Origin of the sequence: Moraxella cuniculi (genome assembly GCF_900637105.1) — a bacterium.
GTDB classification, from domain to species: domain Bacteria; phylum Pseudomonadota; class Gammaproteobacteria; order Pseudomonadales; family Moraxellaceae; genus Moraxella; species Moraxella cuniculi.
This window is the reverse complement of record NZ_LR134343.1, coordinates 964,366-989,910: the sequence shown is the minus strand read 5'-3', so window position 1 is coordinate 989,910 and position 25,545 is coordinate 964,366. Positions and strand designations below refer to the sequence as shown.

Annotated in this window: 29 protein-coding genes and 1 tRNA gene; 20 read left to right on the top strand and 10 right to left on the bottom strand. The window is 45.5% G+C overall.

Annotated elements, in window-relative coordinates; all coding sequences use genetic code 11:
- Positions 1-205: 205 nt before the first annotated feature.
- Together EL162_RS04600 and EL162_RS04595 are read left to right on the top strand one after the other, a co-directional pair.
- Positions 206-526, top strand: coding sequence for a YhbY family RNA-binding protein (locus tag EL162_RS04600; protein ID WP_126330417.1), 321 nt, complete (start codon positions 206-208; stop codon positions 524-526).
- A 24-nt stretch (positions 527-550) separates the two neighbouring features.
- Positions 551-1,168, top strand: coding sequence for a DOMON domain-containing protein (locus tag EL162_RS04595; RefSeq protein ID WP_126330415.1), 618 nt, complete (start codon positions 551-553; stop codon positions 1,166-1,168).
- A 68-nt stretch (positions 1,169-1,236) separates the two neighbouring features.
- Here the strand turns inward: EL162_RS04595 and EL162_RS04590 are convergent, their stop codons facing one another.
- Positions 1,237-1,923, bottom strand: coding sequence for a CHAP domain-containing protein (locus EL162_RS04590; RefSeq protein ID WP_076554170.1), 687 nt, complete (start codon positions 1,921-1,923; stop codon positions 1,237-1,239).
- 233 nt (positions 1,924-2,156) lie between these two features.
- Between EL162_RS04590 and EL162_RS04585 the strand changes: the two genes are divergently transcribed.
- Positions 2,157-2,672: a hypothetical protein gene (locus EL162_RS04585; protein ID WP_126330413.1), complete on the top strand. Its 516-nt coding sequence runs from the start codon at positions 2,157-2,159 to the stop codon at positions 2,670-2,672.
- A gap of 387 nt (positions 2,673-3,059) precedes the next feature.
- On the opposite strand, the gene lpxC is transcribed toward EL162_RS04585, so the two are convergent.
- Both lpxC and efp read right to left on the bottom strand, forming a co-directional pair.
- Positions 3,060-3,965, bottom strand: a complete 906-nt coding sequence (lpxC, locus tag EL162_RS04580; protein ID WP_076554166.1) for a UDP-3-O-acyl-N-acetylglucosamine deacetylase — start codon at positions 3,963-3,965, stop codon at positions 3,060-3,062.
- A 244-nt stretch (positions 3,966-4,209) separates the two neighbouring features.
- The gene (efp, locus tag EL162_RS04575; protein WP_076554164.1) at positions 4,210-4,785 is read right to left on the bottom strand and encodes an elongation factor P; all 576 of its coding nucleotides are present in this window, start codon (positions 4,783-4,785) and stop codon (positions 4,210-4,212) included.
- A 159-nt stretch (positions 4,786-4,944) separates the two neighbouring features.
- Between efp and epmB the strand changes: the two genes are divergently transcribed.
- Together epmB and EL162_RS04565 are read left to right on the top strand one after the other, a co-directional pair.
- Complete coding sequence (gene epmB / locus EL162_RS04570; protein WP_126330411.1) at positions 4,945-6,003, top strand: EF-P beta-lysylation protein EpmB; 1,059 nt, start codon at positions 4,945-4,947, stop codon at positions 6,001-6,003.
- A 58-nt stretch (positions 6,004-6,061) separates the two neighbouring features.
- Positions 6,062-6,138, top strand: a tRNA-Val gene (locus EL162_RS04565).
- Positions 6,139-6,362: 224 nt separating this feature from the next.
- Here EL162_RS04565 and EL162_RS04560 read toward each other — a convergent pair.
- The 3 genes from EL162_RS04560 to EL162_RS04550 form a co-directional block, all read right to left on the bottom strand.
- Positions 6,363-6,884 carry a UPF0149 family protein gene (locus EL162_RS04560; RefSeq protein WP_126330409.1) on the bottom strand — a complete coding sequence of 174 codons (522 nt, stop codon included), beginning with the start codon at positions 6,882-6,884 and terminating at the stop codon, positions 6,363-6,365.
- Positions 6,885-6,980: 96 nt separating this feature from the next.
- Positions 6,981-7,202, bottom strand: a complete 222-nt coding sequence (locus EL162_RS04555; RefSeq protein WP_076554159.1) for a PA3496 family putative envelope integrity protein — start codon at positions 7,200-7,202, stop codon at positions 6,981-6,983.
- Positions 7,203-7,284: 82 nt separating this feature from the next.
- The gene (locus tag EL162_RS04550; protein ID WP_126330407.1) at positions 7,285-8,526 is read right to left on the bottom strand and encodes a hypothetical protein; all 1,242 of its coding nucleotides are present in this window, start codon (positions 8,524-8,526) and stop codon (positions 7,285-7,287) included.
- A gap of 287 nt (positions 8,527-8,813) precedes the next feature.
- On the opposite strand from EL162_RS04550, the gene serB reads away from it, so the two are divergent.
- From serB to hemJ, 4 genes are all read left to right on the top strand, one after another.
- Positions 8,814-9,923 (top strand): phosphoserine phosphatase SerB, encoded by a 1,110-nt coding sequence (serB, locus tag EL162_RS04545; RefSeq protein ID WP_126330405.1) that lies wholly within the window; start codon positions 8,814-8,816, stop codon positions 9,921-9,923.
- 26 nt (positions 9,924-9,949) lie between these two features.
- Entirely contained in the window at positions 9,950-10,459 is a 510-nt protein-coding gene (locus tag EL162_RS04540) for a hypothetical protein (RefSeq protein ID WP_076554156.1), read from the top strand.
- Positions 10,460-10,652: 193 nt separating this feature from the next.
- Positions 10,653-11,693, top strand: a complete 1,041-nt coding sequence (gene bioB / locus EL162_RS04535; protein ID WP_126330403.1) for a biotin synthase BioB — start codon at positions 10,653-10,655, stop codon at positions 11,691-11,693.
- An 85-nt stretch (positions 11,694-11,778) separates the two neighbouring features.
- Positions 11,779-12,204: a protoporphyrinogen oxidase HemJ gene (gene hemJ / locus EL162_RS04530; RefSeq protein ID WP_126330401.1), complete on the top strand. Its 426-nt coding sequence runs from the start codon at positions 11,779-11,781 to the stop codon at positions 12,202-12,204.
- A gap of 34 nt (positions 12,205-12,238) precedes the next feature.
- On the opposite strand, the gene truC is transcribed toward hemJ, so the two are convergent.
- Positions 12,239-13,021, bottom strand: a complete 783-nt coding sequence (gene truC, locus EL162_RS04525; RefSeq protein WP_259772341.1) for a tRNA pseudouridine(65) synthase TruC — start codon at positions 13,019-13,021, stop codon at positions 12,239-12,241.
- 184 nt (positions 13,022-13,205) lie between these two features.
- Here truC and EL162_RS04520 point away from each other — a divergent pair, with 184 nt between their 5' ends.
- The 8 genes from EL162_RS04520 to epmA all read left to right on the top strand — a co-directional run bounded on the left by EL162_RS04520 (position 13,206) and on the right by epmA (position 19,909).
- A complete protein-coding gene (locus EL162_RS04520) occupies positions 13,206-14,141 on the top strand; it encodes a metallophosphoesterase (RefSeq protein WP_126330399.1) in 936 nt (311 codons plus the stop codon).
- A gap of 34 nt (positions 14,142-14,175) precedes the next feature.
- Complete coding sequence (locus EL162_RS09990; protein WP_170161417.1) at positions 14,176-14,313, top strand: hypothetical protein; 138 nt, start codon at positions 14,176-14,178, stop codon at positions 14,311-14,313.
- Positions 14,314-14,391: 78 nt separating this feature from the next.
- Entirely contained in the window at positions 14,392-14,925 is a 534-nt protein-coding gene (gene purE, locus EL162_RS04515; RefSeq protein WP_126330397.1) for a 5-(carboxyamino)imidazole ribonucleotide mutase, read from the top strand.
- Between the two features lie 74 nt (positions 14,926-14,999).
- Positions 15,000-16,139, top strand: coding sequence for a 5-(carboxyamino)imidazole ribonucleotide synthase (locus tag EL162_RS04510; RefSeq protein WP_375537707.1), 1,140 nt, complete (start codon positions 15,000-15,002; stop codon positions 16,137-16,139).
- A 7-nt stretch (positions 16,140-16,146) separates the two neighbouring features.
- Positions 16,147-16,596 (top strand): YaiI/YqxD family protein, encoded by a 450-nt coding sequence (locus EL162_RS04505; protein WP_126330395.1) that lies wholly within the window; start codon positions 16,147-16,149, stop codon positions 16,594-16,596.
- A 72-nt stretch (positions 16,597-16,668) separates the two neighbouring features.
- On the top strand, positions 16,669-17,862 hold the full coding sequence (locus EL162_RS04500; protein WP_076554143.1) for an AI-2E family transporter: 1,194 nt from the start codon (positions 16,669-16,671) through the stop codon (positions 17,860-17,862).
- Positions 17,859-18,914, top strand: coding sequence for a 4-phosphoerythronate dehydrogenase (locus EL162_RS04495; RefSeq protein WP_126330393.1), 1,056 nt, complete (start codon positions 17,859-17,861; stop codon positions 18,912-18,914). The genes EL162_RS04500 and EL162_RS04495 overlap by 4 nt, the downstream gene beginning before the upstream one ends.
- A 26-nt stretch (positions 18,915-18,940) precedes the next feature.
- Positions 18,941-19,909, top strand: coding sequence for an EF-P lysine aminoacylase EpmA (gene epmA / locus EL162_RS04490; protein ID WP_126331665.1), 969 nt, complete (start codon positions 18,941-18,943; stop codon positions 19,907-19,909).
- Positions 19,910-20,186: 277 nt separating this feature from the next.
- On the opposite strand, the gene EL162_RS04485 is transcribed toward epmA, so the two are convergent.
- Positions 20,187-20,999 (bottom strand): HpcH/HpaI aldolase/citrate lyase family protein, encoded by an 813-nt coding sequence (locus EL162_RS04485; protein WP_227543435.1) that lies wholly within the window; start codon positions 20,997-20,999, stop codon positions 20,187-20,189.
- A 2-nt stretch (positions 21,000-21,001) separates the two neighbouring features.
- Complete coding sequence (locus tag EL162_RS04480; RefSeq protein ID WP_126331663.1) at positions 21,002-22,162, bottom strand: dihydroorotase; 1,161 nt, start codon at positions 22,160-22,162, stop codon at positions 21,002-21,004.
- 47 nt (positions 22,163-22,209) lie between these two features.
- Here EL162_RS04480 and EL162_RS09985 point away from each other — a divergent pair, with 47 nt between their 5' ends.
- The gene (locus tag EL162_RS09985) at positions 22,210-22,383 is read left to right on the top strand and encodes a hypothetical protein (RefSeq protein ID WP_158078418.1); all 174 of its coding nucleotides are present in this window, start codon (positions 22,210-22,212) and stop codon (positions 22,381-22,383) included.
- 10 nt (positions 22,384-22,393) lie between these two features.
- Here the strand turns inward: EL162_RS09985 and EL162_RS04475 are convergent, their stop codons facing one another.
- Positions 22,394-23,404 (bottom strand): aspartate carbamoyltransferase catalytic subunit, encoded by a 1,011-nt coding sequence (locus EL162_RS04475; RefSeq protein WP_126330391.1) that lies wholly within the window; start codon positions 23,402-23,404, stop codon positions 22,394-22,396.
- Positions 23,405-23,715: 311 nt separating this feature from the next.
- Here EL162_RS04475 and EL162_RS04470 point away from each other — a divergent pair, with 311 nt between their 5' ends.
- A complete protein-coding gene (locus EL162_RS04470) occupies positions 23,716-24,714 on the top strand; it encodes a class 1 fructose-bisphosphatase (RefSeq protein ID WP_126330389.1) in 999 nt (332 codons plus the stop codon).
- The gene (locus EL162_RS04465) at positions 24,711-25,490 is read left to right on the top strand and encodes a TrmH family RNA methyltransferase (protein WP_076554136.1); all 780 of its coding nucleotides are present in this window, start codon (positions 24,711-24,713) and stop codon (positions 25,488-25,490) included. The genes EL162_RS04470 and EL162_RS04465 overlap by 4 nt, the downstream gene beginning before the upstream one ends.
- Positions 25,491-25,545: the final 55 nt, after the last annotated feature.

Genomic DNA, 25,545 nt, shown 5'->3' with positions numbered 1-25,545 from the left:
TGCCTTTTTGTCAAATTTATCGCCATCTGGTCTCAGCCAAAGTTAGTTTCGCCATCATTCATTCATACAATGACATCGTCTATATAATAGCCCAGCTAGAGCCAATCGGAATGTTCTAGTTTACCATTATTGGCAGTAAATTTGGTGAAAATCTGCTATAATAATGTAAATTTCTCACTGCTTGCCAGCTCAATTTGGAGATTTTATGAGCAAAAAATCAAAACTACAAGACATCAAAGCCCTGCGTGGCATTGGTCATCAGCTTGATCCCGTGGTGATTGTCGGTGCCAATGGCATCAGTCCAACTGTCATTGAGGAAATTTCTCGTGCCTTGCATGACCATGAGCTAATCAAAATCAAAATTCCTGCTGGCAGTAGCGAAGAACGCAAAGCCTGTGCTGACGCCATCGCCAACGCCACCGAGTCAAGCGTCATTCATCATATCGGTCGCATGGTGCTACTACTTCGCAACAATGACGAGGCCAATCCCAAACTATCAAACTTAAGCCGCTTTGGCTTTGCCTAATATCCATAAGTAACATCTATTAAAATGGCAGCAAGTTCTTATGGCGGTATATCGCATGACGCTCTTGGTCATTGCGAACATTTTGTCTTGCAAGCGGTGATTGATGATGCTTATCGGCAATCGGTCAATCACTTCACACCAGCAAAAATCACTGCCAGCTTGTGCAATCAGGGCGATGCTTTGCAGCTGTGTTTTTATGTTGAAAAAACCGCCCATACGCACGCACTCTTTGACCCTATGATCAATCAGTCAAAAGCCGCTTGCCGTGCTGATTTTTTGTGGGAGATGGATTGTTTTGAGTGCTTTATCGCCGAAAAACAAGCCGATAGCTATATTGAAATCAACGCCGCTATTGATTCTCGCTACAACATTTATCGCTTTGAGAACTATCGCACACCAAGCACCCTGCCACCAATCATGGATTTTGAGCATGATTTACAACAAAAAATAAGCAGCACCCCTGATGCTTATGTGCTAAAGCTACAGATTCGCCATACACTCAAGCCACTTTTGCGTGCCAATCTTGATATCAACATCACTGCCATCTTATATCCATTGATTGATGATTGTCGTGCGCCTGTGTATTATGCCATCACGCACGCCACCACACCTGATTTTCATCAACGCCAGTATTGGCATTAATACAAACTTACAACCAGTTATACAAATAAAAAAGCCAGACTTAGTCTGACTTTCTGTACGGCATACAATCATTGTCCATTGATGGCAAGCATTGTGCCAGTATTTGCCGAAGCATCTACAAAGCGTGCATCACGCCACACGCTGTAGCCATTATGCTGTGCGTATGGGCTAAAGTTCGGCTGGCGAGTCTCTGAGATGGATTGGCGAAAATCAGAAATCCAGTCTTTGCCATCATAAATCTGAATATGTCCATGTGGATTTTTTGCCGTACGGTTAAATACCGCAACATCACCCGCCTGTGGCACATAGTTATTATTGTCAAGTTTTACAAAACCTGCTGATGCCAATGTGCCATTGCTGGCGTACTGATACGCAGAAACCTGTGGGGTGAATTTATAATCAGCAGCCTGTAGAGCTTTGCGAACATACATCGCACAGCGACCGATGCTGCTTTTTAGTGCGGCACGAGACGCCGCTGCTGCTGCAATGCTTGGGGCACTGTTGGCAGTAAGGCGTTCGCTGGTTTTTGGTGCTTGAAAGTTGCTGCTAAATTCAGCAGTTGCACCCTGACGATAAGTCTGTGCTTGTGCGTTTTGACTGCTGATAATCAGACTATTAATCACACTGTCAATATTGTCTGGCACGCTGGCAGCATAACTGGCTTGAGCGGTGTTATTGACATAGTTGTTTTGTGCTGTGCTTGATTGCACAAAAGTTAATCCCACGGCTGATAGTAGCCAAAGTACTTGTTTCATTGATTTTCCTTACACAGCCGAAAGAGATTTACCGACAAAACATCTGTCAGCTTGTCAAACCGCTACGGTTGTGCCGTTGGTTGGTTTTGATTAAAGCCAGTGCCACACAATACACTTCCTTGGTGTACTAAAAAAACAGCCCAACGCTTGCATGATGGTTGTTTTTCTCAAAAGGTGTGATACACTTGCTCTGCGGACACCATGTCCAAGGTCAATTATTCTCTAGGTGAGCCATGTCTGATTCCACAAAAACCACACGGATTAATGATTTGTTGGCAAAAACTCGCATAACCAATCATCTTGCCACACCGCTTGAAAAACAAGCGGCAGCAGGTGCCATGCTGTCAAAACCACTGATGTCAAAATATCGCTATTTGCAATATCATACGCAACTACTTCGCAATGCTCTTACGCCCATTTTTGACGAAAAGACGCTTAAAAGCTGCTATGCCATCTATGTTTCGCCGACCGAGCTTACTCTATCGCTAGATTCGCCGACCGCTGCCAATCATGCACGCTATATCATGGAGGATTGTGTTCAAGCTTTGCGTGCTTATGATCAGCGTTTTTGTCATTTGCAGTCAATCAAGTTCATTACTTCGCCCAATTTACTGCCATCAGATGCTCGCCCAGTGGCTAAAAAGACCCTAAGCGAAAACACAAGGCAAATGATAACACAAAATATCAAATTAATCAGCAAAAATCCGCATTTGATTGAGGCTTTGCAAAAACTTGCCAGCGAAGACTGAACCAGCCATGATTGTTATTTATTAATAAAAATAAATTTATAATTAAAATAAATAACAAATAAACCATCACCACCCAGCCAAGCTTTTTGTAAAGTTTTGTAACCAAGCAAAGAACTTGGTATTTTATTACAATATGTTTACAGTTGATGATTTTTTAATCATTAATTAACCATCTGGCTACTTTTATCAAATAAACTGTTGATTTTATTTACTATTTTGTATTTTATGGCAATAAAAAAAACCAGTCAGTCAAATTCACTGTGGGTTTTTTCATTTTTGATATGATGATTATGCAAAATCTGAAATATGTCTGTGCTTTTGCAGCTAAATTTGCCTTTGGGTGGCATTCATAGACTGATACTAGGATTGGCTGTAGCAAAAATTGCGTTATGCCGCTTCCACATAGTCAATCGGGCAATCATTTTTGTCATAAAATGTTACAATTTTATAGCAACTTTCATCTGCCAAAACTGCACGAATCAGTGCATTATTTAACGCATGACCTGATTTAAACGCTGAAAATTTGGCAAGCAACGGATGTCCGATGACATACAAATCACCCACGGCATCAAGCATCTTGTGGCGAACAAATTCATTGGGGTAACGCAATCCATCTGCATTAACCACCGAATTATCATCAAGCACAACCGCATTATCAAGACTACCGCCCAATGCTAGGTTATTTTTTTGTAGATATTCCAAATCCTTTAAAAAACCAAAAGTACGAGCCTGCCCCACTTCAATGGCAAAATTGGCGGTGCTAAAATCAAGCCGTGTGCTTTGTTCTGTTGCTGCAATCGCCGCATGAGCAAAATCAATCTCAAAATCCATCAAAAATCCTGCCTCATACGGCTCAAGGCGAGCCCATTTGTCGCCATCGCTTACCTCAACAGGCTTAATGATTTTAATGAATTTTTTTAGAGCAGTTTGCTCAGCAATGCCCGCCTTGTCAATCAAATACAAAAATGGTGCAGCACTGCCGTCCATGATGGGAATCTCTGGTGCGTCTACTTCAATGATGAGATTGTCAATACCGCACGCCGCCACTGCCGAGAGCAAATGCTCAACCGTCCCTACACGAGCATCACCTTGCACCAGATTGGACGACATCATGGTATCTTGCACGAGATTTGCCGCCATAGGTATCGTCTTGCCCAAATCGGTTCTTTCAAACACAATGCCAGTATCTACTTGGGCAGGCTTTAAGGTCAGCGTTACTTTTTTACCACTGTGTAGCCCAATGCCTGTTGCAGCAATCGCTGTCGCCACTGTACGCTGATTAAGCTTTGTCATAGTTATTCTCGGTGATGCCTGACAAAATCACAAGGCTGATTTCATCAAAATATTTCAAAATGTGTCAGCATAGTTTACCATTTGGTGTATTTTTTGTCATCTATTGACATGGCACTTTTGGCAAAATTATGTTGCATTCGGTTGATGATTTGTAAATTTGACATCATTTGCCAAGCCATATCATCAAAACAAACACGCCTGCACAAAAAAACAGTGCCGATTGGCACTGTTTTGCAAGATAAGATTAAGCAGAAACACGCGTTTGGTATTCGCCAGTGCGGGTATCGACACGGACGATTTCGTTTTGTTGAACAAATAGCGGTACACGCACTGTCGCCCCTGTCTCCAAGCGTGCAGGCTTACCGCCACCGCCTGAAGTATCGCCACGCACACCTGGATCGGTTTCAACAATCTCAAGCTCAACAAAATTCGGTGGCGTAACTGATAGCGGTGCTCCATTGAACAAAGTAATGGTGCAAAGTGCGTTTGAGTTTTCTTTTAGCCACTGTGCCGCATCGCCCATGGCTGTCTTGTCAGCTTGCAACTGCTCAAAACTTTCTGGGTGCATAAAATGCCAAAACTCACCATCGTTATACAGATAGTTCATCTCAACATCCATCACATCGGCACCTTCTAGCGTATCGCCAGATTTGAAGGTTTGCTCAAGCACTTTGCCTGTGCGTAGATTGCGTAGCTTAACACGGTTAAACGCCTGACCTTTGCCCGGCTTAACATATTCATTTTCAAGGATTGAACAAGGGTTGCCGTCAAGCATAACCTTCAATCCAGCCTTAAAATCATTTGTAGAAAAACTTGCCATAATTTACCTATTGCTCTTTGGTTTGTTATCAAGTTAGCCAAGCACGCTCGGCAAAATTAATTCACAGCCAAAAATCCGCTGTGCTATAATGTTTTGGCGATTTCGCCCATAAACACTCCATTATATAAAGTTTTAATGATTTTTGTCAAAACCTAAACCATGATTTCTACAAAAAAAATTCACCCAAGCGACAAAATGCCAGTTTTTCAGACTTGGCAAGACGAATTATCAGCCGTTGTTGATAATATTGATGAATTATTTGCCTTGCTTGAGCTACCAGCACCGCCCAAAACCCAGCCATCGCCCAAAAAATTCCCCTTGCGTGTGCCACATGCCTTTATTAACAAAATGCAAAAAGGCAATCCAAATGACCCTTTGTTACTGCAAGTGCTGCCAGATACCAAAGAAGCTCTGTCTGTGCAAGGTTATAGCACCGACCCCCTTGATGAAAATCATCACAATCCCACCAAGGGCATACTGCACAAATACAACAGCCGCGTCCTGATAACAGCAACTGGCTCATGTGCTATACATTGCCGCTACTGCTTTCGCCAGCACTTTGATTATGCTGGCAACCAGCCCAACACCCAGCAAATTGATGACATTGTGGCATATATAAATAAAAATTCACAAATTAATGAAGTAATACTAAGCGGTGGCGACCCCTTAAACTTAAGCAACAAACGGCTTAAACTGTGGCTAGATAAACTTAGCACAATCAATCACTTGCACACCATTCGCCTACATACACGCCTGCCTGTGGCGCTACCCAACCGCATTGATAATGAGCTGATTGAGTTATTAAAATCCCAATCAAAAAGCATCGTATTGGTGCTGCACATCAACCACCCCAACGAAATTGACACATCGCTTAGCGATAAATGCCACGCCCTAAAAGCGGCAGGAATTACGCTACTTAACCAAACTGTCTTATTAAAAAATATTAATGATAATGCCGATACGCTTGCACAACTAAGCCATGCGTTATTCGCCGCTGGTATTTTGCCTTATTATTTGCATATTTTGGACAAGGTGGCAGGTGCAGCACATTTTGACCTGCCCATTGAGCAAGCGGTAGCGATTTATTGGCAATTGCTTGAGCGACTCTCTGGCTACCTTGTGCCAAAGCTGGTGCAAGAACTGCCCAATCGCCCGTTTAAAACACCGATTGACATCTATCAATTTGACCAAATGGCAAAAAATACAAAATCGCCATAAAAATGCAAAAAACGCTTGCTTTTTGCCAAAAGTTTGCTAAAATAGCACGCAATTACACAGGCGTATAGCTCAGTTGGTTAGAGCACCACCTTGACATGGTGGGGGTCGATGGTTCGAGTCCGTTTACGCCTACCATATAAAAATCTAGGGCTGTCCACAATTGTGCGATAGCCCTTGTATTTTCTAGCTTTAAGCCCTTTTTATTGTCTTTGGTTGTCTTGCGTTATCCTTTGCAATCTATAATTTTTGTTGGTATCAGCCTTATAGCATCACCAACCAGCATCTTCTAAAGCCCAGCTCGTCAAGCAAACAACTGGCAAAATAAAAGCAGGACAAGCCCGCTTTTATCAAATAATTGATTATTCTTGTGTATGAAACAATAAAAACAACTCTGTGATATTATCCTCGAGTGCATTTGCCATTTGGGCAAGCGTTTCATCATCACGCATATCGTCCATTTCCTCATCAATACCTGACAAAACAACCATCGGCAAGGTCAGCATCGCCACCTCTTCTTCGGTATCAGGATCGTCAAACCAATCAACATTTTCATCAGAATACATGGCATCAACAAAACCAATTGCCCACGCCGCCAAATCACCATCTTCGCTAAAATCTTCAGCCTCTTCACTGGCATCAAATGGCAACTCAATCGGCTGTTCGGCCTTTAAGGTATCAACAAGCTCCTGTTGCCATGCCACCAATGCTGCCTTGACATCATCAGGCACGCGACTATCGCCACCCTCAAAAAATGCCGACAGCCAATTTGGTAAAGGCTTGCCCACTACCGTTGCCGTCAAAAAACCATGAGCAGCGATTGGGTCAAGCCCTATCTCATTGGCAGGTGATTCTAGGTAATCAAATAATTGTTGTTTGTTCATGAAATATCCAGTTGTATAAATAGTCAAGATTGACCACGATGGGCAACTTTGCCCCAAAAGTCAAATCAGCTGGCAAATCAAACCATGATTTAACGATTAAAAATCGTCATCTAAATCCAAATCGTCCAAATCATCAAATTCTGCAAAATCATCACCATCTTCTAAGGCACGCTTAAGTTTGTTCAGTCGCTGCTCTTCTAATAAAGCATCGATTTTTAGGCGTTTTTCGAGCGGTTTTGCCTTGGATTCGTCTGCCAGTTGTGCATCGGCATCTTCTTCAAAATTATCATCATCAAAATCATCATCAATATTACTCATAATGACTCCTTAGTCAGATTGTACGCTATGGCACAGTTTGCCGTATGGATTGATAGCCTTATAAAACAAAATAGCCATTTTGTCAAGCATTATCTTCAAAAAGCAAGACTTTATCACAAGCAATTTTTAGACGCTCGGTGGTGGCATTGGTTACGCTGACAATCTCGCGAGCATCTCTTTCGTGGGTGCTTCTTGGCTGCTTGAGTGCAGATAGGCTCATGTAGGTTGAGACCTGATTTCGCCCTGCTTCTGGCAAAATAATCAACAGCTGCTCTTTGCGGTTTAAAGAGATTAATTTGGCAATCTCGGCCGAATCAGCATCGCTACAGACCGCCTTGACAGGCAAGGCAAAGCGTCTGATTTCACGGTGCTTTTGGTACACCACTTCATTGACCATCACCAGCAATTTGGACAAAAGTGCCGCCGCTGTCGCTGTCTTGGCGGTTGGCTCTTTGGCATGCAGTGTGATTGATACGCCTGAGTCGTCAAAGGTTTTTTTGTTGGCGGTCTCCACGCCTGCAAACAAAGGCAACTCAAGCAACGCCTGACACGCTTTGTCAAACAACTGATCGCACAGAGCCAAATAAGCCGCTTTGGTATCAATACTCACAGTCGCCAATAAATGTCGTGGATCATCATAGCTTAACTGCACCGTATAGGCAGCCGACAGCGTGGCTTCATCGCTTGAATCATCAATTTGCAGCTCATCGTCCTGTTCGTCATCGCTTGCTTGTGATGGCGACTGCTCTGGCTCAGCAGCTTCAACCTTGGCAGGTTGCTGCTCGCTTAACAAGCCTTTGTTTAATAAATCCGTTCGTACACGCTGGGCAATTTGACGCTTTAATTCGGCAGTTGGTCGTGCAACATAGCCATACACCAACCACAAGATGATGTGTAAGCCAATAACGCTGAGCAAAAACACCCAATTATCCGACAAAATTTGTGCACGGCTGATTGGTTTGGCTTGCACCGCAACCTTGCCCAGCACCTGATCGCCTGTAGCGATGATTTGCTCGGTGCGATAGCCATCGCTTGCCTCTCCTAGAGGCACCAATATACGACCTTGGCTATCATAGATGCCAATATAACCCACCGCTTGCTCATTGGTATACGGCTCGGCAATTACGCTCATGCTAACCCTGTCATAGGCTGCCAACGGTGCGACCAATTCTTGGCTTAAAGCAGCAACACTATGGTTTACTACTTGCTGATTTTGAGCATTAATGCCACGCTCGGCACTGATGACAAAAAACAATAAATGCAGTGTCAAACTTGCCAAAACAATCGCCGCAAAAATACCCTGTCTGGGTGCTAGATAAGTCATGATAATTGCCAAATTATAATTCAAACGGTTAAATTGTCCCATTATATCATCAAATGACAATATAGTTATCAGCTTTGGTGAATTTTCTTAACACTTTTGTGGTTTGTTGTCAAAAATCCACTTAATAGACTCCCACAATCAACCAATAAGCCCATGGGTGGCGATGGCAAGTTTGGCACTTTTGCCCAAAATGCTTATCAGAAAATGGCACAAATCCTGCGTTTGCTCTTTTAAAATCACTCATTACCTGCTAATATGGTAATTCTGACAACAAGGATAATTTGGATATGTCTTATACCTATCAGCTGCCAAAAAATAGCAAAGCATGGCAACATACCCTAAATAGCTTAAGCGACAAACTGCCCAGCGTGCCAACAGGGGCGGACTTCGGCACCGATGACGCTTATGCCACGCTTGCTGCGTTGCCTATTTTTGCCATCATCATTGTCAGCCCAGCGACAGAATCAAACATTGACACCCTTATACAAAACTGGGTGCAATCACAGCCCAATTGGCAACTGCATTCACTCATAGATGATACCACCACAGCCAGTACGCATAAAATCAGCAGTGATGAAGCACTTGCCGATGTAGCAATTCACCGCTATTTACTCGCCCCAAAAACCAATTTTGCGATCAATAAAGACGCTGCCGCCCATATCCTTGATGAACAAATCAGCAGCCATCTGTCCGCCCACATTCATGCCGATGTGCATATTTTATCCATAGAAAAAATGCTCAACGAGCATCGCTTGGCATGCTTTGATATGGATTCGACTTTGATTGAGCAAGAAGTCATCGTTGAGCTTGCCAAATTCTGCGGCGTGGCAGAAAAAGTCGCCGAAATCACCGAACAAGCCATGCGTGGCGAGATTGATTTTGCCACCAGTTTTGCCCGTCGTGTTGCACTGCTTGCAGAGACACCCATTGAGATTGTTGATGAAATTATCGCCAAGCAAATCAGCTTTAGCCGTGGTGCAGCAGCAACCATTCATGCCCTAAAAGCACTGGGCTATCATACCGTGCTAATTTCGGGTGGATTTGAACCATTTGCCAAATATGTTGCAAACACGCTTGGCATTGATGAGTACTATGCCAATCCACTGATAAGCGATGGCAAAACTCTCACAGGCACGATTGGCGATACCATCTTAGACGGCACCCAAAAAGCCATCATCACCCAACAAGTTGCCGAGCGTCTGGGATTGTCGCCACAGCAGATCGTCTGTATTGGCGATGGTGCCAATGACTTGCCGATGATGAACATCAGTGATATTGGCATTGCCTATCACGCCAAACCCATCGTACAAGCCAAAGCCGATGCCGCCATCAATACAACAGGGCTAGAAGGCGTGCTGTATGTGCTTGGTCATCGCCTTGACAAATGCAGCCGATGATTTTTAGATATTTTTAAGGAAGTGTTATGTTTACAATACCCGTTATCAATGTCAAAACCAATCCACTTGATGCACTGCTGGCACTGCTTGGCTTACGCCTACAAAACCTTGCAAAAAACCGTGATAACGAAACTTTTAATAATCTTATCAAAGACCGCAATGTCTGTATTCAGTTTGTCGCACCTGAGATGGCACGCTATTTTCGCTTTGAAAATTCTCACTTCGGTCAGTCGCTTGGCACGGCACACAATGCCGATTTGACAATTGATTTTAAAGACGCAATGACTGGCGTACAACTGCTGACCAAAGGCGACATAACCGCCTTCATGACTGCCATTCAAGATGGCGACATAACCATCACTGGTGATTATAAATTGCTGCTTTGGTTCGCCAGTATCGGCAAACAAGCCGCCAGCGTCCCAGAAGCATATCAGCCCTATCTTGACCAAGTCAAGCCACTGGTGGCAATCGCCAAGCCCTATGCACAAAATGCCAAAGAATTGCTTGGCAACCTAAAGCAAAAACTGCAAAAATAGCCAAAACTTTGGCACAGCCATCAAAGCAGCACGGTCAAATAGACAGCGATAACTTGTTGGCATTGTCAAGGTGATTTGCTATTTGATGAATTTTTCGCTACAATTGTTCACTTAGTCATCAGCATCGTGCTTTTGGCGATTTAATCAGTTAATTTTTGGTATTGGTAATTAATTTGGCAAAAGTGAGAAAACCATGATGACCACAATAAGCAAGGACGAAATCACACGCTTGTTTGATTTGCCACTGATGGATTTGTTGCTGCAAGCACAAACGGTGCATCGCAAGCACTTCACCGCAAACGAAGTGCAAATCAGCACTTTGCTATCCATCAAAACAGGCAACTGCCCTGAGGATTGTGGCTATTGTTCGCAGTCGGGTCATTATCGCGACAAAACTGGACTTACTGCCGAAAAACGCCTAGAGATTAACAAAGTCTTGGCAGCCGCCCGTCGTGCCAAAGCACAGGGTTCATCAAGATTTTGTATGGGGGCAGCATGGAAACACCCCAGTGCCAAAGATATGCCCTATTTGGTTGAGCTTATCAGTGAGGTTAAGGCAATGGGGCTTGAAACCTGCATGACTTTGGGCATGTTAAATGCCAACCAAGCACAGACACTGGCGGAGGCTGGGCTGGATTATTATAATCACAATCTGGATACCTCGCGTAACTACTATGACACCGTTACCAGTACTCGCAGTTATGACGACCGCCTAAACACCATTGACAATGTACGCAATGCAGGCATCAATGTCTGCTCGGGCAGTATCGTTGGCATGGGCGAAAGCCGCGAAGATCGTATTGATTGGATTTATGAACTCACGCAAATGCCAATACCGCCACAGTCCATTCCTGTGAATTTGCTTGTTCCAATTCAAGGTACGCCACTGGGCGACAAGGTACTTGCCGAAGGTAAACTGTCCGTCATTGAATGGATTCGCACCATCGCAGTAACACGCATCTGCTGCCCGACCAGCCATGTGCGACTGTCGGCAGGTCGCGAAAGCCTAAGCGATGGCGAGCAAGCCTTGGCATTTATGGCGGGTGCCAATTCGTTTTTTTATGGTGATAAGCTGCTCACCACAGGCAATCAATCCACCTCACATGACGATCGTCTCATGGCTGAACTGGGTCTGGTTGCCGCCAAAGCAGCACCCAAACCAACAATCATCGATGCCATGAGCGGTGTTGCCATATCCGAACAACCACCCAGCCATTGCCCATTGACCGCCTAGTGCCATCTGCTGACTGAAGGATAAAAACTGTGCTATAATAGCAAGCCCAATTACCCTTCAGCCAGCGATAAAGACGAGCATAAGCATGATTGATTACCTAAAAGCCTTTCATATCATCAGCATGGTTTGTTGGTTTGCTGGAATTTTTTATCTGCCAAGACTATTTGTCTATCACGCCATGAGCGAAGATACCCCCAGCCAAGACAGATTTTCCTTGATGGAACGCAAGCTCTATCGCGGCATTATGACCCCTGCCATGATTGCTACTTGGGGCTTTGGGCTAAGCATGATTGCCCTAGCACCGAGCGTTTATCTTAGTCAGGGCTGGCTGCATATTAAACTTGCCCTAATCATCTGCCTAACCGTCTATCATCTGCTCTGCGGTCAATTTCGCAAACGCCTCGTGGATAACCCTCATTATAAAAGCCACACTTATTGGCGTATGTTTAATGAGATTCCTGTTGTAATTTTGATTGCCGTGGTGATTCTGGCGGTGGTCAAGCCACTTTAAGCACTTATCTTGGCAGTTTGGTGCTTTTGGCAAGTCAATCAGCCAGCACGCCCTGCCAAGCAAATGCTGTCAGCAATTTTTGGTACGCATCATCAAGCGGTGCAATCACCGACAAATGCCGCCCTGTAACAGGGTGCACAAATGCCAAACGATAAGCGTGTAACATCAAACGACGCACTCCTACATGGGCAGCAATGGCACGATTTTGCACCTTGTCGCCATAGGTGGTATCACCAACGATGGGGTGAAAAATATGCTTCATGTGTCGCCGCAATTGATGCTTGCGTCCTGTGATTGGTGTTAATGCCACCAAACTATAACGAGAAGTTGCAAACCGCTTACAAGAAACAAAAGGCTGCTCGGTCGTTGCCAGTACTTGATAATCGGTAATGGCAGCCTCTGCTGGCTTGTCAGGGTTGCTAAATTTATCAGCAATCTTATCCAATCGTGGCTTGAGCGGATAATCAATCCTACCCGAATCAATCACGCCACGCACCACCGCCAGATAACTTTTTTCTACTTGATGAAGCTCAAACAATTCAGCCAGCTGCCTTGCAACCTGACTGGACAAGGCAAATAACAACGCCCCCGAAGTCGGCCTATCTAAACGATGCACAGGATACACATGACAGCCCAGCTGATTACGCAGCTGCTGCATGACGACATGACGCTCGTTTTTATCCAGCCATGAGCGATGAACCAGCATACCTGCAGGTTTATTTACCACCACCAGATATTCATCTTGATAAATAATGGACAAGGTCTGTTGTGGCACATCGGTCATTTGTTCACTTTGTTGTTTTGTTAAATTTATCATTAAAATATAGTTATTATAAAATTTAAAATATAGCAGTTTTGTTACAAAAAGTCCAGCCAATTTTGTCAAGACTTTAGCAATTGTGCTATATTAATAAAGCCAATTTGGCAATCATGCCCAAACCAATTACCCAACTGGCACATGGATAATCATTTAACCACTTATACTTGGTAGCGGATATATTATGATTTATGACATCATCGGCGATATTCATGGACACGCTGACAAACTCATCGGACTGCTTGAGAAACTGGGCTATCGCCATCAAGGGCAATACTATCAACCACCAGCCAATCATCAGGCGATTTTTGTTGGTGATTTTATTGATAGAGGCCCTGCTCAATTGCAGACTTTACAAATCGTCTTTGACATGATTGATGCTGGTGTCGCCCTTGCTGTGATGGGCAACCATGAATACAATGCTATCGCCTACGCCACAGCACACCCTGATGGCGGTTATTGTCGTCCGCACACTGACCGCAACACCCATCAGCACCAAGCATTTTTGGCAGAAGCACCCTTTGGCTCGGCGACGCATACTTATTGGCTGCAGCGAATGTATGAGTTGCCACTTTGGCTTGATTTGCCAGATTTGCAAGTTGTGCATGCCTGCTGGGATAACGATGCCCAAAAAACGCTCACGACACACCTAAGTGCCAACAACTGCCTCAATCCACGCACTGTGATAGCGAGCAGTACGGCAGATTCTGCTCCATATCACGCCATTGAAAATCTGCTAAAAGGCATTGAGGTGGCTTTGCCCGCAGGCATGGTGCTGACCGATGGGCAAATCATACGCCATCGCACGCGTGTCAAATGGTGGCTGGAAAACTGGCAGACACTGCCATTGGCTGCCGCTGCCCAACTGGGTGCAAACACCATGCTACACCCAGCTGCCGACAATCAGCCAATGGTCATCACAACGCCATTTCGGGCAAATAACACCAAGCCGACTTTTATCGGGCATTATTGGCTGACAGGCACGCCTACGATACTGTCCGACAGCGTGGTCTGCACGGATTATTCTGCAGGAGGCGGAGGCCATTTGACCGCTTATCAATTCGATACCGACAACCCAACATTATCCGATGACAAATTTGTCCAATACTTAGGTGGCTAAACTTCCTTATGGCAAATTTTGGCAAGCACATCTCTTGGCTACCATCTGCGGCGGTGCAATTTTATCACCGCCAAATTGTGCCATTTTGTATCGTGATAACAATCAACCACAAACGATACTAGCCAAACCACCAAATATCACACGCCAAAAATCAGGTCAGCCTGCTGGATAAATTGCTATTTTTGTGCAAATGTGCTAATTTATCAGCTTGGCTTATTTATTGTTTTATTTGAAATTTTAAGGGAAAAACATGACTACTACCCAGCCTGCACCCATCTCCTCCCCTGCTGGCGTTGCAAAAGTTGGCATTATTATGGGCTCTCAATCTGATTGGGCAACCATGAGCGAGGCGGCACAGCTGCTGGCAGACTTTGGTGTTGCTTTTGAATGTGAAGTGGTCTCGGCTCATCGCACACCTGACAAATTGTTTGATTATGCAAAATCCGCCCAAGCAAAAGGCTTGCAAATCATCATCGCAGGGGCTGGCGGGGCTGCCCATCTGCCCGGTATGTGTGCCAGCCAAACCGCCCTACCCGTGCTTGGCGTGCCTGTCAAATCCAGCACACTAAGCGGTTGGGACAGCTTGCTATCCATCGTCCAAATGCCCAAAGGTGTCGCTGTTGGCACGCTGGCCATCGGCACCGCAGGGGCGTTCAATGCCGCCTTGCTTGCCATTCAGATTTTGGCACTGCATGACAGCAGCCTTGCCAAAAAACTACACGATTTTCGCAGCCAACAAACCCAAACTGTGTTAAACAGCCCCACCCCTGGCATCATCAACTGATGTTGGACGTGAAATTTATGGCAAAATATGCGATAATAGCCCCATTGTTATTTTGGATAAATTTTGGATAAATTATGACTACCACCGCTATCAATACAAACAGCAAAACCATTGGCATTTTAGGCGGTGGTCAATTGGGCATGATGTTGGCTCAAGCCGCCTTAAAACTTGGTCATCGTTGTGTGTTTTTGGAAGATGCGGACAATCCGCCAGCAGGATTGTATGGGCAGGTTTTTAAAAGCCATCAACTTGAGGCATTTATTGCCGCTTGCGATGTTTTTACTTTAGAATTTGAAAACACACCTGTAGAAACCGCCGAATTATTAAATCAGCAAAAACAAGGCATTTATCCACCGCCAAACGCCTTGGCAATCGCCCAAGACCGCTTAATCGAAAAAGCCTTATTTGACGAGCTAAACATTGGCACCGTACCTTATCGTGTGGTTAATTCATTAGCAGAACTACAAGATTCATGCAATAAACTTGGTCTGCCATTGGTGCTAAAAACCTCTCGAGGTGGCTATGATGGCAAGGGACAATTTGTCATCAAAACAACCGATGATATTGCCGCTGCTTGGGGGCAGCTTGGTAGTGCAACCACAGGCGAGGGAGGCTTGACAAGCACTCCAGCACCACTGATTGCCGAAAGGTTTATTGATTTTGAACGGGAAGTCTCCATCATCGCTGTGCGTAGCAAAAATGGCGATGTTCGCTTCTATCCTTTGGTCGAAAATCATCATCAGCAAGGCATTTTGTCCAAAAGCATCGCTCCTGCTGTCGATGCCGAAATTTTAAACAAACAAGCCCAAAAAAGCATTGAGAGAATTTTAACTCATCTTAACTATGTTGGCGTCTTGACGCTTGAGTTATTTGTCAGCAAATCAGAACTGATCGCCAACGAAATTGCCCCACGCGTGCATAATTCTGGACATTGGAGCATTGAGGGTGCGGCTTGTAGCCAATTTGAAAACCACATTCGTGCTGTAGTAGGATTGCCGCTTGGCGACACTAGCATTATCAAACCCTCTGTCATGCTCAATATCATCGGCAAATACCCAAACCTTGATGACATCTTGGCAACCGATGGGGTGAATTTTCACCACTATCACAAAAGCGAGCGAGCTGGGCGTAAGATTGGGCATTTGACCATCATCAGCGAATCAATCACCGACCATCAGCACATTGAATCCATCGTACAGCAGTCCAATTGCTAGGTGCTTTGTGCAGATTTTTGTTGATGCTGATGCCACCCCTGCCATCGCCAAGACATTAATTATCAAAACCGCCTTGCGTTGTGAGGTGATGAGTACATTTGTCGCCAATCACCCCATCAGGCTACCGCCCTCGCCCTTTTTGGCGAATATCGTTGTTGCTCATGGCTTTGATGTGGCGGATAATTACATCATCAACGCTGTCAGCAAGGGCGATTTGGTTATCACCAATGACATTGTGCTGGCAGATGCTGTCTTGGCAAAATCCGCCAAAGCACTAAGCGTACATGGCGAAGAGTTTATTGCCGACACCATCAAATCCAAATTAAACGCCCGTGATTTTATGGATACAATGCGTGCCACAGGTCTACTAAACCCCAACCAAATGGGCAAGCAAGCACGCTATGGCGACAAAGATAAAATTGCCTTTGCCAATGCACTCAATCGCTTGGTGCGATAATATTCATCAAATTGTCATTTGCAAGATGACAGTATTTTTGGCAAAATACAATAAATTTTTCGGTGGCAAGTTATGATTGAGCAGTGGAGCAAAGAAATTGTCCTGCAGCGACTGTTGGCATTTATTTTGTTGGCAGTTTTGGTAATTCTGTGCCTGCAAGTGGTGCGTTTTTTTATCTCGCCTGCGATTTGGGCAGCGATTTTGGCCTATGTTACCTTTCCTTTGTATCAATTTTTTCACCAAAAAGTGCGGCTTAGCCCCACTTTAAGTGCATTAATCATGACTGTCTCCATCACGCTGATCATTGGCATTCCGCTTGCCATCGGTGTTATTTATTTGCAGCATGAAGTAGTGAATTTTTATAGCATGGCGGTCAGACGGCTACAAGCAGGCTATGTGGATTTGCCAGAAAATATCAAAAACCTACCTGTCATCGGTCAGCAAATCAAAGACATACTCTGGGAGATTAACAAAGACCCAGAAAGTTCAATGGCAGCTGTACGCAACTGGATTCAGTCGCATTTGCACTATGGCAAAATCGCTTTTGATGCCGCCTTGAAAAACTTTGCCAAACTCGGCATGGCATTGATGACTGTTTTTTTCTTTTATCGTGATGGGTTAAGTTTGGTCAAGCAAATCCGCCAAGCCATGCGAAATATCATCGGCGATCGCATTGATCACTATATCAACGCCATCGCCAGCACCACGCAAGCGGTGGTTTATGGCATTGGCTTGACCGCTCTGGCTCAAGCATTACTGGCTGGTATCGGCTATGCTGTTGCTGGTGCCCCCAGTCCGATTTTGCTCACGCTCATCACCTTTGTGGTGGCGATGATTCCGTTTGGCACGCCTTTTGCTTGGGGTGCAGTTTCGCTTTGGCTGCTTTCGCAAGGCTTTACCACGCAAGGGATTGGCTTGGCTGTTTGGGGCATTTTGGTTATCAGTTGGGTGGATAATTTGATTCGCCCCATCGTCATCAGCGGTGCCACCAAAATTCCTTTTATCATCATTTTTATTGGTGTGCTTGGCGGCTTGACGGCATTTGGCTTTGTGGGACTATTTATCGGCCCTGTTGTGCTTGCCATTGCTTTGGCGGTCTGGCGAGAGTGGATAAGCCAGCACAAAAGCGAGATTTTTGCCAGTCGCCGCAGTGGTTTTGTGGTTGCTGACGGAGAGGCGTTGCTTGCCGATACCGACCCTGCGCCAATCCTAGACCACGATGCCATCACAAAAAATAATCCCGAGCAGCCACAGGATAAATCATGATTACCGTCATTGCTGATGAAAATATCAGCCATCTAGAAAGCTATCTGAATCATCACAAGGTTCGCCTGATTAAGATGGCAGGTCGCGATATTACTGGCGAGGTGCTACAGCAGCACCGTGCTGATGCATTGCTCATTCGTTCGGTTACGCCAATCAATGCACAAAACCTTGCCAACATATCGCACCTTAATTTGAAGTTTGTTGGCTCGGCAACCATCGGTACAGACCATGTAGATGGTGATTTTTTGCAAAAATTTAACATCAGCTTCGCCAATGCCGCTGGTTGCAGCAAACATTCTGTTGCACAATATGTCATCACTGCCATCTTACACACCTTGCCAGAGGCACGCCACACGCCAATCAAGCTTGGCATTATTGGACTTGGCAATATTGGCAGCACACTGGCAAATTATGCCAACAAACTCGGCTGGCAAGTGTTGGGGTATGATCCATTTTTGGCACCATCAGCCATCAACAATGCCACTTTTGAACAGCTACTACAATCCGATGTCATCAGCATTCACACACCACTGACACACACAGGCACGCACCCCACTGCCAAGCTCATCAGCCATGAACAATTGGCACGCATTCGCCCCAACGCCCTGCTTATCAATACCGCCCGTGGCGAGGTGATTGACCAAGCTGCCCTATTAGCTGCCATAAATAATAAAAACTTAACTGCTATATTAGATGTATTTGAAAATGAACCCCATATTGATGATGAATTGCTAAAAAAAGTATCGCTTGCCACGCCGCACATTGCAGGCTACACACTTGAGGGCAAAATTCGCGGTACGGACATGATTTATCAAGCGTTTTGTCGGCATTTTGAACTGCCAATCAAACAAACCCTTGCTCCTTTATTACCCCCCAATCCTTATTTTTTTGATGAACTATTAAATAAATTTAATTTAGAAATTCTTAAGAATTTTTATGACATTGAAGCTGATTTTGCCAAGCTACAGGCAATCAATCACCATGGTGTGCGCGGTGATGATTTTGACCGCTTACGCAAAAACTATCCACTGCGGCGTGAATGGATTTTTTAATCATCAAAACAAACCCAAAAGCCAACATTATGACAACCACCTATATGCCGACGCTAAGTCTTGCTCATGCTCAAAAAAAAGCCCAACTGCTCAGCAGTATCCGTCATTTTTTCCTGACAAAAAATGTACTGGAGGTAACAACGCCCATTTTGTCGCACGCTGGCAATACCGATGTTTATATCGAATCCGTGCAGGCGTTTTTTCATCACCATGGCAAAAAGCACACAGGCTATCTGCACACTTCGCCTGAGTTTGCCATGAAGCGACTTTTGGCGAGCTACCAAGTGCCAATTTATCAGATTTGCCAAGTATTTCGTGATAATGAACAAGGGGGGCGGCACAATATAGAATTCACCATGTTAGAATGGTATCGGCCAAAATTTGACTTGGCGATGCTAGCTTGTGAGCTAGAGGAGCTGCTGGCAGCGGTATTTCACCACCCCATCAAGCTGCAACAGCTAAGCTACGCCGATGCTTTTGAAAAATACGCCGCCATTCACCCATTTTCCGCCAGTCTGACAGAACTCAAGTCCTGTGCCACGCACCATAAAATCAGGCTGGATATGGGTGTAGATAGACAAGGCTGGCTTGATTTACTGTTTAGCCATTTGGTTGAGCCCAAGCTGGGCTTTGAGGCACCGACACTTATCACAGACTATCCGCCTGCCACTGCCGCCCTTGCCAAAATCAGCACAGATAATAATGGGCATCTGGTGGCAAGCCGATTTGAATTGTATATCAACGGTATTGAGATTGCCAATGCCTATGATGAGCTTGCCAATAAAAACGAGCTGTTGGCGAGATTTCAAGCTGACAATGCACTACGAGCCAAGCTAAATCTGCCCACCATGCCCATTGATTACAACCTACTTGATGCGTGCGATGATTTGCCCGTCTGCAGTGGGATAGCACTGGGTATTGATAGACTGTTTATGGTTTTGCACAATTTGCCGGACATTAATCACGCCATCGCCATCACCAGTGAGCGTGCTTAGTACCATCTTGCCAAAGCCGCTACCAACATGACGGTATGGCAAACGCATAAATTGACATCAAAAACCAAGCCTACAAAGTAAGCATTTGCCGATTTGAATACGGTCAGATTTTATTAAAAAGCTATCACGGCAGGCAATCAGCCAGCGAAAGATTGGCTTGATCGCCATCAAGCCCCAAGTGGTGATGACAATCAGCATTTACCACTGGCACATGGTGTAGGGAAGTTGGATCAGTGGTGGGAAGTTTACCGCAAAAGATGAATCGAAACCGCCCAAACTACTTGTCAAGCAGTCGCCTTGCCCACTGTATTAAGGGCAAATCCACCATTTTGCCGTCAATGGCAAAAGCAATTTCGCCTGTTTGTTCATGCCTTTGATAAATCGCCTCGGCAAATGCCCAATCCTGTTCATCTGCCAGTACACGCCGTGCAATCGCCACTTGCCTTGGGTGAATCAGCAATTGCCCAGCAAAACCAAAATCACGCCAATACGCCACACGGTCGGCAAAAGCCTGCTCATTGGCAAAATTGACAAAAATGGTCTCAATCGGTGGCTGCAATCCATAAGCGGCTGAATATACCAACAAATCCGTGCGGACTTTGTCAAGCAAGGTCGCATAAGCAGCCGAATCTGGACGCACCCCCAATGACTGTGCCAAATCCAAACAACCAAAGCTCAATGCCTGCACACCTGTCGCCTGTGCAATCTGCACAAGATTGGCAAGCCCTGTCGCTGTCTCAATCATAGCGATGATGGGCTTTTGGCTCTGCTGATGTACCTGTGTCGCCTGTTCGGCAGATTGGCATTTTGGCAACAACAAACCATCTAGCTGCACCAGCTCATTCACGCAGGCGATATCGGCTTGGTAAGCTGCCGTGTCATAGGCATTAATCCGCAACCAATAACGATGCGTCATCTGCTTATCAAAATCCAGCAACGCCTGACGCACCGAATCTTTGGCATTGTCTGCAACCGTATCTTCCAGATCGATGATGACCTTATCAACACCTGTGGCAATCGCCTTTGATACTCTATCAAGACGCACCGCAGGCACGAACAGATACAGTGTCTTTGTCATCGCTTGCATCATGATTAATCAAAAAATACACGGCAAACTTTGCCAGTTAATATCTGCCCCATAAAAGGCGTGTTTTTGCCTGCAGACAGCATGGTCTCTGCCGACACTGTCCAATTCGCCTCTGGGTCAAGCAGCACCGCACCACCGATGGCATGATAGTTATCAATGCCTGCAATCTTGGCAGGATTTAGGCAGATTTTTTCAATCAACTGCTCGGCGGTTAGCACGCCATCAGCCACCAACTGACAACCCAAAGACACAAAGGTATCAAAATTACTAATGCCTGCTGTGCTTTCGGCAAACGGTGCTTGCTTGGCACTCATTGACAATGGCTCATGATGGCTACAAATCGCATCAATCGTCCCATCTTGCAAACCTGCAATCAATGCTTTTTGGTCGGTATTGCTGCGAAGTGGTGGCAACACATAGGCATTGGCATTATAGCCCTCAATATTATCATCGGTCAGGTGCAGCTGGTGCATGGCAACATCGCAAGTAATCGGCAGCCCTTTTTGCTTTGCCCAGCGAATCAGCTCCACCGAAGTACGACAGGTAATCTGGCTAAAATGCACGCTTACCCCTGTTTCTTCTGCCATCAGAATTTGCTTGGACAAAGCAATGGTCTCGGCAAGCCACGGTATCCCTTGCAGCCCATGAAATGAAGCAATATAGCCCTCATGTGCCACACCGCCACGCGACAGGCTTGGCTCGTCAGGATAAAAAAATACCTTAATGCCAAAAGTCGCCGCATATTCCAAGCAGCGTAATAATGCCAAATCGTTGGCAAAACCTGCCCCAGCATTACTAACAGCAATCGCTCCGCCTTGCTTTAATCCAGCCAAATTGGCAGGCTGCTCACCCTTTAGACCTGCTGTCATCGCCCCCAAGATATGCAAATGCACGCCGCCGTCATTCAATGCTTTTTCACGCAAGCCCTTTAATAAAGAGCCATTTTCTAGCACAGGGTCGGTATCAGGTGGCAGCACAATGTGCAAGATACCATTTGCTCTGGCGGCCTGCCCTTCGCTTGCCAATGTGCCATGCGACTGATGCCCTGGCTCTCTTAATCTTGCACACAAATCCACGATTGGCGGTATTAGCCATTTGCCCTGCGTGTCCACGCCTTCTAGCTGGTTTTGGTCAAATTGCCAATCGCTGGGCAATAAATTTGTCAAAGAGGCGTGTTGTTTTGTTGAGACAGTCATTTATATTTATCCTTATCATGAGCAAAATTTATCAAGCATCAACCGATGGTTGTCAAGTCCATAAGCCAAGCGAGCATTTGGCAAAATCCCAATCATCACTGGTATCATTCTACCACCAGCAAACCCAAGCAAAATGCACGATGGCGATCACCACAGCCAGTTGCTATCAGCAAAATGAACAAACCGCTTAAGGCTGGCAGCTTAATTGGTCAAATTGGCTCTGCTGGCTTTTTGCCCTGCCAATGCCATCGCCATCACCGCCATGCGGACAGCGATGCCGTTATTCACTTGCTTTAAAATCACCGATTGCGGCCCATCTGCCACCGCAGACGCAATCTCAACGCCACGATTCATAGGGCCTGGGTGCATGATGAGTGCCGAAGGATTGGCAAGGCGAACACGACTCTCGGTAATGCCATACATCTTAAAATATTCGCTGGTTGATGGCAAAAGCGGTGAGCCAATGCGTTCATTTTGGATACGCAGTCCGATAATCACATCCACGCCTGCCAAGCCCTTGTCAATATCCTCAAAAACACGCACGCCATAACGCTCAATACCTTTTGGCAACAAGGTCTTTGGGGCAATCACACGCAAATCCGCCACGCCCAAAGTCTGCAGTGCCGCTATGTCCGAGCGTGCCACACGACTGTGCTTAATATCACCAATGATTGCAACAGACAGCTGGTGAAATGGCTTATTCGCCTCACGATAGATGGTAAGCATATCAAGCATTGCCTGCGTTGGGTGAGCGTGCCAACCATCACCTGCGTTAATAATGGCAACATTTGGCGTTACCTGCGTCGCCATAAAATGTGCCGCACCAGAGGCACTGTGTCGCACCACAAACATATCAGCACTCATTGCCTGCAAATTCCACAGCGTATCACGCAAGGTCTCACCCTTATTGGTTGATGAGCGAGCAATATCAAGGTTTAATACATTTGCCCCCAGTCGTTTTTGGGCAGCCTCAAAAGTCGTGCGAGTGCGTGTTGAATTCTCAAAAAACAAGTTCATCACCGTACAACCAGCCAGCTCATCGGTATTTATCAGCCTGCCATTGGCATCAAAATAACCCATCGCCTTGTCAATAATGCTCTCAAGCTGGCGACACGACAAACCCTCCACGCCCAAAAAATGCCGAATACCATCATTAGGTGCCAGCTGCGGTTGTGCCAGCTGTGCATTGAGGCGTGCCTGAACATTATTCATGTAAATTCCTTAGATCAAAACCTGAAATAATACAAAACTTGCTTTGCCAATGGTTTTTGCCAAATTGCCAACTGGCGGTCAAAAAAATAAATTAAGTCATTTTAGCAAATTTTTCCCCACAAAAACAGTGCCAATTTTGCAAGTTTTCTTGATAAAATCATGATAAAATATGGCATTATCACACGATTGGCTCGTGATTGACACCACCATAAGCCTTAGCCCTGACATTGTTTTTGGTGGTGATTTTGTTTGCTATTTTTAACAAACTTAATATCAACCAAGCCTACCAATTTTAATGATAAGGATAAATCATGATAACACTTGCTCAGTATCTGCAAAACCACGCCAATGCCACCGTTGCCAGCACCATCACCACCTTGGCAACCGCCAGCATTTCCATCAGCCACTTGCTTGCCAAAGGTGCATTGGCTGGCATTCATGGTGATGCAGGTGGCGAAAATGTACAAGGCGAGGTCCAAAAAAAACTTGATGTCATCTCAAATGATTTGCTGCTTGGGGCATTGACTCGCAACCCAAACTGTGCAGGCGTCGCCTCCGAAGAACTTGATGAAATCAGCCCTGCCAACCAAGACGGCACTGTACTTATCACCTTTGACCCTTTGGACGGTTCAAGCAATATCGATATCAACATGACCGTTGGTACGATTTTTTCTATTTTGCCGTATCATCGCGTAGGCGAGATAGCAACTGAGGCAGATTTTTTACAATCTGGCGAAAATCAGCTGGCGGCAGGGTATTTTATTTATGGTACTTCCACCATGCTTGCACTGACCTTGGGCAATGGCGTGGCAATGTTTAGCTTTGATCCAAATACCCAAACCTATCTGCTGATTAACGACAATGTACGCATCAGCCCAACCACAGCCGAATACGCCATCAATGCCTCTAACCATCGCTATTGGCTTGCACCCATCAAGCAATATATTGATGAATTGGTTGCAGGTGATACAGGCATACGCAATAAAGATTATAACACTCGCTGGGTGGCAGCAATGATTGCTGATGTGCATCGGATTTTGATTCGTGGTGGCGTGTTCATGTATCCATTTGATACCAAGATTGCAGGCAAGGCAGGCAAATTACGACTCATGTATGAGGCCAATCCGATGAGCTTTGTCATTGAGCAAGCAGGTGGTGCCAGCACAGACGGCGTTCAACGAATCATGCAGATTCAACCAACGCATATTCATCAGCGGATTCCAGTTGTACTGGGGGCGACACAAGAGGTTGAATATGTCAGACAATTGCACGCCAAAGCAGGCATACTGGCAGATGGAACAGTGGCATGACCCCAATCAGCTCACTTGCCAACCCAACCATTAAGCACGCCGCCGCCTTGCTTACGCAGCATCGCATACGCAAAAAAAGCGGTCAGACCGTGCTTGAGGGTGTGCATTTAATAGAAGCAGCAATTAAGCAAAACTTCACAATAAAGCAAATCATCATCGGTCAATCTGCACTCAGCCACCCTGAAGTTGCTGGGCTAATTGAGCAGATTGCTCAGTCGATTATCCTTGCCACAGACGCTGTTTATAAACAAATTCGTAGCCTAGGTACAGGTGTTGATATCATGGCAATTGTCGAGATACCAACGCCTGCACTGGGTGTTATCACCAGCGATTGTCTGATTTTGGACGGGTTGCAGGACTTGGGTAATATTGGCACTTTGCTTCGCACCGCATCCGCTGTCGGCATCAGTACCATCATCAGCACTACAGGCACCGCCCATCTTTGGTCGCCCAAGTGCTTGCGTGCTGGCATGGGGGCTCATTTTTCTTTGGCAATCTTTGAGCAAGTCGATTATGAAGCCATTCTACAAAAAGTCAAAATACCGCTATACGCCACCAGCAGCCATACTGACAAAGTCATCTATCAGCACAACTTAACGCAACCGATCGCATGGGTGCTGGGACATGAGGGTCAAGGCGTATCCGAGATATTCTTACGCACCGCCACCGCCATCGCCCTACCCCAACCCAACGGTCAAGAAAGCCTCAATGTTGGAGTTGCAGGCTCGGTTTGTTTTTATGAAATGCTAAGACAGCGACAATTTGCCCAACATTAACCTTGCTTTTAATGATTGGCTTGGGCATTATAATTAGCAAGCCCTATCAATACAC

Coding starts and splice junctions, on each gene's coding strand:
- EL162_RS04600 (WP_126330417.1), top strand. CDS start 206: ATGAGCAAAAAATCAAAACTACAAGACATCAAAGCCCTGCGTGGCATT.
- EL162_RS04595 (WP_126330415.1), top strand. CDS start 551: ATGGCAGCAAGTTCTTATGGCGGTATATCGCATGACGCTCTTGGTCAT.
- EL162_RS04590 (WP_076554170.1), bottom strand. CDS start 1,923: ATGAAACAAGTACTTTGGCTACTATCAGCCGTGGGATTAACTTTTGTG.
- EL162_RS04585 (WP_126330413.1), top strand. CDS start 2,157: ATGTCTGATTCCACAAAAACCACACGGATTAATGATTTGTTGGCAAAA.
- lpxC (WP_076554166.1), bottom strand. CDS start 3,965: ATGACAAAGCTTAATCAGCGTACAGTGGCGACAGCGATTGCTGCAACA.
- efp (WP_076554164.1), bottom strand. CDS start 4,785: ATGGCAAGTTTTTCTACAAATGATTTTAAGGCTGGATTGAAGGTTATG.
- epmB (WP_126330411.1), top strand. CDS start 4,945: ATGATTTCTACAAAAAAAATTCACCCAAGCGACAAAATGCCAGTTTTT.
- EL162_RS04560 (WP_126330409.1), bottom strand. CDS start 6,884: ATGAACAAACAACAATTATTTGATTACCTAGAATCACCTGCCAATGAG.
- EL162_RS04555 (WP_076554159.1), bottom strand. CDS start 7,202: ATGAGTAATATTGATGATGATTTTGATGATGATAATTTTGAAGAAGAT.
- EL162_RS04550 (WP_126330407.1), bottom strand. CDS start 8,526: ATGACTTATCTAGCACCCAGACAGGGTATTTTTGCGGCGATTGTTTTG.
- serB (WP_126330405.1), top strand. CDS start 8,814: ATGTCTTATACCTATCAGCTGCCAAAAAATAGCAAAGCATGGCAACAT.
- EL162_RS04540 (WP_076554156.1), top strand. CDS start 9,950: ATGTTTACAATACCCGTTATCAATGTCAAAACCAATCCACTTGATGCA.
- bioB (WP_126330403.1), top strand. CDS start 10,653: ATGATGACCACAATAAGCAAGGACGAAATCACACGCTTGTTTGATTTG.
- hemJ (WP_126330401.1), top strand. CDS start 11,779: ATGATTGATTACCTAAAAGCCTTTCATATCATCAGCATGGTTTGTTGG.
- truC (WP_259772341.1), bottom strand. CDS start 13,021: ATGATAAATTTAACAAAACAACAAAGTGAACAAATGACCGATGTGCCA.
- EL162_RS04520 (WP_126330399.1), top strand. CDS start 13,206: ATGATTTATGACATCATCGGCGATATTCATGGACACGCTGACAAACTC.
- purE (WP_126330397.1), top strand. CDS start 14,392: ATGACTACTACCCAGCCTGCACCCATCTCCTCCCCTGCTGGCGTTGCA.
- EL162_RS04510 (WP_375537707.1), top strand. CDS start 15,000: ATGACTACCACCGCTATCAATACAAACAGCAAAACCATTGGCATTTTA.
- EL162_RS04500 (WP_076554143.1), top strand. CDS start 16,669: ATGATTGAGCAGTGGAGCAAAGAAATTGTCCTGCAGCGACTGTTGGCA.
- EL162_RS04495 (WP_126330393.1), top strand. CDS start 17,859: ATGATTACCGTCATTGCTGATGAAAATATCAGCCATCTAGAAAGCTAT.
- EL162_RS04485 (WP_227543435.1), bottom strand. CDS start 20,999: ATGATGCAAGCGATGACAAAGACACTGTATCTGTTCGTGCCTGCGGTG.
- EL162_RS09985 (WP_158078418.1), top strand. CDS start 22,210: ATGAGCAAAATTTATCAAGCATCAACCGATGGTTGTCAAGTCCATAAG.
- EL162_RS04475 (WP_126330391.1), bottom strand. CDS start 23,404: ATGAATAATGTTCAGGCACGCCTCAATGCACAGCTGGCACAACCGCAG.
- EL162_RS04470 (WP_126330389.1), top strand. CDS start 23,716: ATGATAACACTTGCTCAGTATCTGCAAAACCACGCCAATGCCACCGTT.
- EL162_RS04465 (WP_076554136.1), top strand. CDS start 24,711: ATGACCCCAATCAGCTCACTTGCCAACCCAACCATTAAGCACGCCGCC.